The organism is Alphaproteobacteria bacterium (assembly GCA_030680745.1).
Classification (GTDB): domain Bacteria; phylum Pseudomonadota; class Alphaproteobacteria; order JAUXUR01; family JAUXUR01; genus JAUXUR01.
Genome location: JAUXUR010000056.1, coordinates 1 through 9,435 on the forward strand (window position 1 = coordinate 1; position 9,435 = coordinate 9,435).

7 protein-coding genes are annotated in these 9,435 nt (G+C 35.4%); 4 read left to right on the forward strand and 3 right to left on the reverse strand.

Features of this window, described 5'->3' with window-relative positions; genetic code table 11:
• Positions 1-249: 249 nt before the first annotated feature.
• Positions 250-2,106 (reverse strand): S8/S53 family peptidase, encoded by a 1,857-nt coding sequence (locus tag Q8L85_06260; protein ID MDP1724288.1) that lies wholly within the window; start codon positions 2,104-2,106, stop codon positions 250-252.
• A gap of 362 nt (positions 2,107-2,468) precedes the next feature.
• Between Q8L85_06260 and Q8L85_06265 the strand changes: the two genes are divergently transcribed.
• Entirely contained in the window at positions 2,469-3,659 is a 1,191-nt protein-coding gene (locus Q8L85_06265) for a hypothetical protein (protein MDP1724289.1), read from the forward strand.
• A 208-nt stretch (positions 3,660-3,867) separates the two neighbouring features.
• On the opposite strand, the gene Q8L85_06270 is transcribed toward Q8L85_06265, so the two are convergent.
• Entirely contained in the window at positions 3,868-4,602 is a 735-nt protein-coding gene (locus Q8L85_06270) for a hypothetical protein (protein MDP1724290.1), read from the reverse strand.
• Between the two features lie 29 nt (positions 4,603-4,631).
• Complete coding sequence (locus Q8L85_06275; GenBank protein ID MDP1724291.1) at positions 4,632-5,432, reverse strand: prepilin peptidase; 801 nt, start codon at positions 5,430-5,432, stop codon at positions 4,632-4,634.
• Positions 5,433-5,531: 99 nt separating this feature from the next.
• Between Q8L85_06275 and Q8L85_06280 the strand changes: the two genes are divergently transcribed.
• From Q8L85_06280 to gspG, 3 genes are read left to right on the forward strand one after another with little or no spacing between them, the layout of a single operon-like run.
• Positions 5,532-7,355, forward strand: a complete 1,824-nt coding sequence (locus tag Q8L85_06280) for an ATPase, T2SS/T4P/T4SS family (protein ID MDP1724292.1) — start codon at positions 5,532-5,534, stop codon at positions 7,353-7,355.
• A 2-nt stretch (positions 7,356-7,357) separates the two neighbouring features.
• Positions 7,358-8,557, forward strand: a complete 1,200-nt coding sequence (locus tag Q8L85_06285; protein MDP1724293.1) for a type II secretion system F family protein — start codon at positions 7,358-7,360, stop codon at positions 8,555-8,557.
• Positions 8,558-8,595: 38 nt separating this feature from the next.
• The gene (gene gspG / locus Q8L85_06290) at positions 8,596-9,048 is read left to right on the forward strand and encodes a type II secretion system major pseudopilin GspG (protein MDP1724294.1); all 453 of its coding nucleotides are present in this window, start codon (positions 8,596-8,598) and stop codon (positions 9,046-9,048) included.
• Positions 9,049-9,435 lie beyond the last annotated feature (387 nt).

Genomic DNA, 9,435 nt, shown 5'->3' on the forward strand with positions numbered 1-9,435 from the left:
CTACGTAAAGAATCTAATGTAGAGACGAACCCTTTAGCAGAGCAAACAACATAATTTTACGTCACACTATAAAAATTAATACTCAGTGAACAACCCAAAAGAGTTCACTGAGCTCTTTAAGGATAATCCTAGGTCGTACTACTCACATGCACATAGCCTCGCGATCCTGAACATACATAAAATGATAATGATGATCACCCACGATCAAATACAGAAGCCAGCTTAAAGATTCAAGAAAAGCTGAAACAATTATTGCTCATCCACTGATAAAGCAATGATCAAACGTAAATATCTTTTAAATAAATCCATCGGCATTTCAAATTGCTCTAACTTTTTGGTAAGCCCCTCGATACGTTCTTTAATAATCTGAACGACCACATCATCACAATTTTCAAACCATTTTTTTTCGACTAAATCTTCAATGACATCAAGCAATTCAGAAAATATGCCAATACCATTGCGCACATCCATGGATAATTGAAAGATAGGCACAGCTTTTTCAAAGTTATAGAGACCTTTATAAATTGATGCAATTATTTCATTTTTTTCACATACAATAAAAGAATCAAGCCAAAAATCGAATTTTTTAAACCCTGCATCAAACGATAAATAATCAACATAGATTTTTAAATCAATTAAATCATGCAAAACGATTTCAAGCATTTTTCTTGTTTTTGCTTTGCGTACAATCTTATTAACAGATTCACGACATTCATTGTACATTCCTTCTTCAAACAATTGAAATGCTTGTTCGCGATCTTTCGATTGCCCTTCATAAAAACAAGACCAAAAACTAAGAAATTGTTCATAAAAATCATTAGATTGCATACATTTTTCATCGATATTTTTAAGTTCAATAAAATAATCTAAACGAACATGATGCCCTAATATAGCTAAATATTCTTTCCAGACGTCTAATGACTCATTGCAATGTTCTTCTACAGCTAATTTTCGTGCCTTCACAAGAAGCTTGCAAGCTTTAAGCGCTTCACCGCCATCAACAACACCACAACCATACCAAATTTCTTCTTCATTTTCTTTATATGCTTCCTTTTTCCAAGCCGTAGCACGCATACAAGCAATGATATCTGCAGATGCTAAATAACCAGCACGTTCTGAAAATTCAGAAAGCAACAAATAAACACCCATTAAAGCAGGTGATGCAAAAGAAGTTCCCTTTACTGCTTTCAACAAAAATTGATCTTTTTCATACGGATCATCGTTATTAAAACAATAAGCACTCACACGGGAAGGTGCGGTCAAAACATGACGTTTTAATCCTGGATTACAACTCGTTATTCGTGCAGAATATGAAGAGGAAAAATAAAGATCGTCACGATCAAACGCTTCATTTGGGTAATCAAAACCAGTCGCAAAAACAATCAAAGAATCTTTACTCAAACTTTCTATTTCAATAATATCTTTAAAAAATAAAGATTCTTCTAATATTTCCTTATCATTACCAGCAGCGATAAAAACAGGAATGTCATACTTAAGTGCATATCTAACGCCATTTAAAAAATCAGCTGACAATGAATCTTTTTCTCCAAATATAAAATCTTTTTCCTTAATTGATAAATTGACAGCTTTGGCACCTGCTCGAATTGCCAATTTAATTGCATCTTCAATCCCAGTAACCTTCATGCCATCAATGATAGAATTCTTTGTACCTAAAAAAAGACGCGCATTCGGTGCAATACCGATGCCTTTTATTCTGCTTGAAACAACTTGCGATACCATGGAAGGATGTTCACATAATTTACTCTCTATAATATTAAGAACAACTCCATGAAGCCCTGGAGGTGTAACTTCAGGTTTTCCAAACTCAATCACGGCACCAATTTGATTCAACCCACTTAAGCCTTCTTGATAAACAGGCGCAAGATTCAATAAAGATTGAACAGGTGTTGTTAACTCAGGTGCAATAGTCACGCCATTTGCAGAACAAACTGGCAAAACATCACATGTGGGAACGATAGAAATATGCGCGCACTCAGTTTCCGCATTGATTGTTTCATTGATTTTATTTTTATGCGCATCACTTAATGCACTATAAAAACAAATAAAAACAACAAATATTGTAGTTATAGTTTTTTTGTATATCATTATAATAATAGACCACCTAATATTTAAATATTTAAACCATAACAATTTTTATATTCATTTGCAATTTTTTTTAAACAGATACACAAATAAAATATTAATTATTCAAAAGATAAACCAACAAAAAATTGATGACGCTTTAATCATTAATCCAAATCATCCTTTAGGCCTTTATTTCAAAGCTTCCTATTTGGATCAAATAAGTAATACGCAAGAAAGCTTAAAAATTAAAGAAAAATTAAATATTTTATTAAAAAAAACAAACCATACTACATAAATAAAAAATATTTTTATTGACAATATAAAACAAATAACACATTATAAAAAAATATTTAATTTTACAATCTATATAAATGGACATAAAAATGAAAAAACTTCTATATACGCATATTTTTGCATTAGTTTTACTAACAAATACATCCTATTCAGCAAAAGATACACCAATTGATCTTACTAATATCAATGATGACCTTAAAGAAAACGATCAATTCACAATCGATAAAAACAAAATCATTCATTTTAGTGATTATGATGTTCCAAATTTTATGCTATATCCAACTATTACATTAGACAATTCTGAACCACCTATAAAAAAACAAAAAATACAAGAAAAAGCAAGCGACAACGGAAATATTTTTAATGTTAAAAAAAACAAACCTAAAAAATCATGGAAATGGTTAACAGCAAAACAAAAAGAAGCCATGATGACAGACATAATTAATTATGTTTCAGACAATATAATTAATTATACAACAAACGTCATTATTGATGAAATAACTACAAAAGTTTCTTTAAAAGAAAAAGAAGATATGGATAGATTAATTTCTTATGCAAGCGAATACATAAAAGAAAATATGAAAAACAACACAGAAAACGAATCTATACAAATTATTTATGATAACATTTCTAAAAAAATTGAAGAAAGCTATGACATAGAATTATCAACATATAAAACCATTCAAATTAATATTTGGAATTCTATAGCAACTGATATTCAAAAAAATTACGCATTAACAAGAGGGGAAAGAAGTTTTGGAGCTCTTAATATTATGTTTCAGCGTCTTATGAAATCAAACCCAAACCTAAACGGTAATCACAGAAACATTCTGAAAGAACTACGCAAAGCATTTGATGATTTTGATAAAACCAACAAATTAAAAAAAGAAAAAAGAAAATCAACTGTAAAACGTAAACATTCAGAACATAGGGATTATAATTCAAAATTATCCTATGAAACAAAAAAAGAAATGATAACTAAAATTTGTGATTACACTGAAAACCGCCTTAAAACCATCGACAACATTGATCAGTTAGAAGAAGAAGAACTCAATGAGTTGTTCAATAATATTGCGCTCGATATTCAGAAAAATACAACCCTAACACTTGGAAAAAGAAGTTTTGCATCCCTTTATAATTTTTTCTATCAAATCTTTCAATCGATTAAAAACACCAATGATCCTCAAAAAGAAATCATTAAGACATTACAAAACACATTCTCACGACTACGTAAAGAATCTAATGTAGAGACGAACCCTTTAGCAGAGCAAACAACATAATTTTACGTCACACTATAAAAATTAATACTCAGTGAACAACCCAAAAGAGTTCACTGAATTCTATTAGACATCTTTCGAAACGCGCTAATGTGAGACGAGCGATAGAAGATTCGGCACGGGTTCCCTCTTGTATTCTTAATAACATCACGGCTCTAAGTACCGAAACGACGCATCAATCGACCGCAATAGTAGCGTTTCGAAAGAAGTCTTAAGGGTAATCGCAGATCGTACCACTCACATGCACATAGCCTCGCGGTCCAGAACGCACATTAAAATGATAATTATGATCACCTACGATGAAATTCGTTTGGAATGGTAAAACGCCTTTTGCTTCATGCTTTTTACCCGTTACATGATTTAAAAAAATCGTCACTGGTAAATGCGGATCAAACCAAAATTCATGGCTACCATCTGCATTTTTTTGTGGTATTCCAATCCCCTGAAGGAAAAGCTGGTCATCAAAAAACGGCGCGATTTCGGTGTTTGCTGATTTGGCCCCCGCTTTAAGCAATACTTTCTTAACAATTGGTTTTTCAGAACATTTTGATTCTTTTTCAGTGTTTCTGATCACAAAACTTAATCTATCCAACGAAATACCAGATTCAAGTTTATTGCGCATGACATCATATAAATCCTTGCCCGGTCCTTGTGGAACATCACGTTGATAACGCTCCTGCCACGTTTTGGTTTCGGATAAGGCTTTATCCATATTCTGTTCTAAGGCTTCAATTTTTTCAGTTAAAATTTGAAGATTCTGCTGCGATTTTTCGTTTTCTAACAATAATGCAGCTTCTTTATTTTCAATCTTATACATGCCTAGTTTATAAAAAAACCACCCAAAAAGAAAAACAACGCCTAAAACACATAAAAATAAAATAAATTTTTGACGTTTTTTACGTCTTGCTTGAACACGCGTTGTGCGCAAACCGATTCCATAATTCATCTTAAAAACTCTTAACTTTCAATAGACTATCAAAGCGGGAGAACTTTAGCATATTGTAGAACAAAAGTCACCAAAAACCCCAAAGCAAGACCTGGCCCAAAAGGAAGCATTAATTTCATATCTTTCTTCTTTTGAATCAACATATAAGGAATTGCAATACAAAGTGTTGATAGACTACCAATCAATAACATAAATGGTATACCCTGCATACCTATATAAAGACCTGCAATGCCCACAAGTTTTATATCCCCCAAACCAATGCCTTCGATCCCGCGCCAATATAAATAAACAATACGCACCAAAAGCAAAAGACCCGCACCTAACAAAAGCCCCCAAAATCCATTAAGTAATAAATCAATCGGCGTGTCAGATGTCAAACATAAGGCAACAAACAAAATCAGTAACAATAATTGCAATTCATCAGGCAAAATATAATATTTTAAATCAATCAAAGACATAATTAATAAAGTTGTTGCGATAAGACTCACAAAAATCGCTATATATCCCAATGAAAGCACATAAAAACTAACCAAAAACACAAGAAGCGCAAAAAATTCAATTAAAAAATAAGATGATCCAATTTTTGAGTGACAATAACGACATTTACCTTTCAAAAAAATCCAAGAAAAAAGGGGCACCAAATCAAAAACCGACAATACATGATGACAACAAGGACATTCTGACCGTCCCTTCCACAAGGACAATACAAAAGTATTTTCTGTACTAAACCGCAAAGGAATGCGAAAAAACGCTGCCCCCATAAAACTTCCCCAAGCAAGACTTAAAAGACACCCAAGGATAACTATTATAAAATTAGGTAACTCAATCATTTTTAACAGAACCTATTCATTTCTATAAATTTATGATACAATTATTTATAGAACACGCGCATATTTTTAAAACAACCATTTTTAGTTTTTGGGCAAAAAATGACAGAAGCAACAGATATCACAACAACAAATCCTAATGCAAACAAACCCGTCACTATGCCTGAAGACTTGGCAGAACATAAAGAAGCTTCATTGCCCACTGAGTTATCCCACATCGAATTACCTCTTCCCAAAAAATTAATCGGTACTATACTGCTTGATGGTGGCCATGTAAATGAAGACGATCTTAAAAAAGCATTATCGTTTCAAAAACAATATGGCGGACGATTAGGATCAATTCTCATTCGTATTGGCGCTGTTTCTGAAGATGTTCTTTATAAAGCGCTTTCTGAACAACTTAATATGCCTATCATTTCGAAAGAAATCCTCCCTACTGATTCCAAATTTTTTGTAGAATGTGCTGACCTTTACGACATTCCAGCCGATTGGTTTCTGGATCAAGAAATTCTTGCTTGGCATAAAAATGAAGACACTGTCTTTATTACAGCACGCGACCCTTTAAATCCTTATTTGCAAGAAACACTTCTCAAACTTATCCCTAATAAAGTCCATCAATGGTGGCTTGCCCGTGCGCAAGATTTAGATCGTTCCCTTGAACATTTGCGCCATTCTTTAGATCTAAATCGCGGCACTGTGGGCGATGAAATCAGCCATTTGCGTGAACTCGCTGAAGAAGCCCCTGTGGTTGAACTTGTCAACAATACATTCGCACAAGCCTTTAACGAAGGATCATCAGATATTCACATTGAGCCCGGTGAACGCGTTTTTCATATTCGTTACCGCATCGATGGTGTTCTTCAAAACAAATTAACATTACCCCGTGATCGTTTTGATGCTGTTGCGTCTCGCCTTAAACTTATTTCAGGCATTGATATTGCCGAACGACGCTTACCCCAAGATGGACGTCTCAGCACACGTATTAGCGGCCAAGATGTTGATGTGCGTGTATCTTCGCTGCCTGGCGTTTATGGTGAATCCATCGTCATGCGCCTTCTGCCTAAAGAACGCAAATCTTATAAACTGGAACGCATTGGTTTTGCTGAAGATCATTTAGCCCTTTTCCGCGAATGGGTTAGCCAACCTCATGGTATTCTTTTGGTTACCGGTCCCACAGGTTCTGGTAAATCAACAACACTTTATGCAACGCTTGAAGAAATCAACACAGGTGATGCTAAAATCATTACCATTGAAGATCCTGTCGAATTTAATATTCAAGGCATTACGCAAGTCCAAGTGCTTTCAGATATTGGCTTTACATTTTCTCGCGCACTCAGATCCATTTTACGTCAAGATCCAGACACCATTATGATTGGGGAAATTCGTGATCTTGAAACGGCGGAAATTGCGATTCAAGCGGCGCTTACGGGCCACCTTGTTTTCTCAACCTTACACACCAATGATTCTTTAAGCGCCTTTACACGTCTGACAGATATGGGTGTTGAACCTTTCTTAGTGGCGTCGTCCGTTCTTGGTGTTCAAGCACAACGCCTTGTGCGTCGTCTTTGCCAAGAATGCGCACAGCCCTATACACCTGATAATAATGAAGTTTCTCGTCATATTGCCGAATTACGTAGCAATTATCCTAAATTGTTCAAAGGTCAACCGAACTTTAGACAAGCCACAGGTTGCCATGAATGCCAAGGCATTGGCTATCGCGGTCGCTTAGGTATTTACGAACTCGCCAACGTAACCAAAGAAGTCCAAGATCTTATTATGGCAAAAGCATCTGCCAAAGATATTGTCCGTATGGCCAAATCACAAGGATATAGAACATTGCGCGATGACGGCTTTATCAAAGCATATCATGGCGAAACCAGCATTGACGAAGTCTTACGTGTCACCGGCCTAGCACAGGAGGATTAAATATGCCTGTGTATCAATATGAAGCACTCAATAATGACGGTAGGACGATTCGAGGTAAGGTTACAGCTGAAAATGAACGTGAAGTTCAACGCAATTTAAAATCTCAAGGCTTAGTCTCTTTATCCATTGAAAAGGAAGAAAAAACAAAAGGTTTCACTTTATTCAAAGGCGGACTCAAAACCCAAGATCATATTATGGTCCTTGAAGAACTTGCTGTTCTTTTAAAAGCAGGTGTCCCACTCGCTGATGGCGTTGAATCCATGGCAAGTTCTGGTATTCACCCTGATATTACGACTGCTTTTGAGAACATTAATGGTGATCTTAAACGTGGTGAACGGTTTTCTGTAACGCTTAAGAAAAACCTGCCCAAATTACCCTCTTATGTTGATCAACTTATTGCTGCTGGCGAAATCACAGGTAATTTAGAATCAGCCCTCGCCGATTCTGCCAAACAAATGCAATATGATTTGGATATCAAAAAAGATATTCGATCTGCCCTCACCTATCCTGCCATTCTCATTTTCGCAGGTATTGGCGCTGTTTTCTTCATTTTTACGGTTGTTGTGCCCAAATTTGAATCTCTTTTCGAAGGAAAAATAGATCAACTTCCAGGACTTGCACGTATTGTCATGGGATCTGGTATGTATTTACGCGATAATATGTATTTAGTCCTAGGCATTATTGCTGGTTTTATTGCTCTGTTAGTCTTTTTGTTCCGCATACCTGCTGTTCAAAAAGGAACGCTTGAGATTTCTCAATCCATTCCTATTTTTGGATCATGGATGAAAGATTCTGAAACAGGCCGTTGGGCAACATTGCTTGCCATATTAATGCGCAATAAGATTCCTTTAATGCAAGCATTAGAGCTCGCGAAATCAGGCCTCAAAACACCGAGTGTTCAACAACAAATGACACAAGTTGCCATTTCCGTACGTGCTGGCGCTTCACTTGCCAATGCGTTAAGAGACCATACCCACTTTGCCCCCATCAGTATCAATCTTATTTCTGTTGGTGAAAAAGCTGGGAATTTGGCTGAAATGCTACAATCTTTATCAACACTTTACGAACGTTCGAGTAAAGATCGTATGCAAAAATTTTTAGCACTTATTGAGCCTCTTTCAATCATGATTGTAGGTGCGCTCATCGGTTCTATTGTAGGGGGGATTGTTGTTGGTATACAAAGCGTTACTGACTTACAGTAAGGCGACTATACTAATTTATTAATAGACAGGAGATTAAGATGATTAAAACACTGACACTCAACCAAAGGCGTGCCCAATCTGGTTTTTCTCTTATGGAAATTCTTATTGTGCTTGTCATTATTGGTACAATTATGGGCCTTGTCGCTCAACAAATTTTCAACAAAAGTGATACAGCAAATATAAATGCGGTAAAAATTCAAATTGAAAATATTAAAGGTGCACTTGAACTTTATGAACTTAATATGGCGCGCTTACCAACAACCGAAGAAGGCCTTAATGCGTTGATTGAAAAACCATCAAATGCAGAAGAAGCAACTGAATGGGTAAGCGGTGGCGGACCATTCCTTAAATCTATGCCAACAGATCCGTTTAGAAAACAGCCTTATAAATATGAATTAAACCAATCTGGTGAACCGCCTTATTACCTTTGGACGGAAGGTAAACCAGGCAAACCAGAAACACGCATTGGTGTTCTTCCACCACAGGGTTAAATTTTACGCTTTTATCTTTTATAAAAAAAAGTTACACCTCTTTCTAAATACACAATTTGGATTGAGGTGTAGCTTTTTTTATTATTTGAATTCATTGTAAATAAGAATGTACTGTTTTAAAAAATTACATAATTACACTAACTGAAGCACCCAATATTGTTTGGGTTGATTAAATTTCCTTCAAAATAGAGTATAGAGTAAATTCTAATAAAAACGCACCACCCCTCCTACGTCCCGCGACTTGTTCCATAGGTATCTACACAAATGCTTCTCCTATAACATTGAGAAGCATTTGCCTAAGATTATTGACCTCATATTTGTTGAATACATCAAGAGCATTAAGCAGCGAAGCAAGTCCGGCGAATAATGCTGGCCTTGTAAAATCAA